General features: G+C 55.0%; 1 protein-coding gene. It reads right to left on the bottom strand.

The annotated features are described in order from the left end of the window. On the bottom strand, nt 1-911 hold a 911-nt coding region (locus tag NW838_RS05075; protein ID WP_414427619.1), incomplete at both ends, for a class I tRNA ligase family protein.

The raw sequence follows: 911 nt of genomic DNA on the forward strand, positions 1-911 counted from the left end.
CGTTGACCTCGCGTGGTGGGGCCAGATCAGACCCTGATTGCGTAGGCAGGTGAAGGGTTCAAAGAACTTGACCACACCAAGATCGTAGAGCACTTTCGTCCAGAAGCGGGCATAGAGCAGGTGCATGACCGCATGTTCAGCACCGCCGACATACATATCAACCGGCAACCAGTAATCAAGTGCCTCTTGACTAGCCAGCGCCTGCTGATTGTGATTGTCGGCAAAGCGCAGGAAGTACCACGACGAGCAGGCGAAGGTGCCCATAGTATCGGTTTCGCGCCGACCCTTACTCCCATCGGGAAGGGTCACATTGACCCATTCGTCGATCAACGCCAGTGGTGATTCGCCAGTTGCCGTTGGTTCATAGCTCTCGACATTCGGCAAGGTCAGGGGCAATTCGTTATCCTTAAGTGCGATTTCCAGGCCATCTTCGCGATGAATAATTGGGATAGGCGTTCCCCAGTAGCGTTGACGACTGATCAGCCAGTCGCGCATCTTGTAATTGGTTCGTCCTTTCCCGATCTTTTGCTGTTCAAGATAGGCAATTGTCTGCTCGATTGCCTGATCAGCCGGGATACCATTGATGGGGCCTGAGTGAATTGGCACACCGACTGCGTCGTGATAAATAAGATCGCGATAGGCGTCGATCCGATGCAGGTACGCCATAGCGGTCGGCAGGTGTTCATCGCCAGTTGCAGCTCGCAGGCGTGCTGTTATCCGTTCATCGGCAGCGATCGAGTCAAGGGCAATCACCTCATCGGGGAAAATAAAGAGCCACCCCGATCCGGCAACTTCTGTCCAGCCGTCGTGCAGTCGTGGCTGGATCAGCGTGGCGTATTCGGCCGCTCGCTCACCACTGAGATCGACCAGCAGATCACCATTATCCTGTACGGTAACGGCAAAGCCAGCTG

The organism is Synechococcus sp. R55.2 (assembly GCF_047462075.1).
Classification (GTDB): domain Bacteria; phylum Cyanobacteriota; class Cyanobacteriia; order Thermostichales; family Thermostichaceae; genus Thermostichus.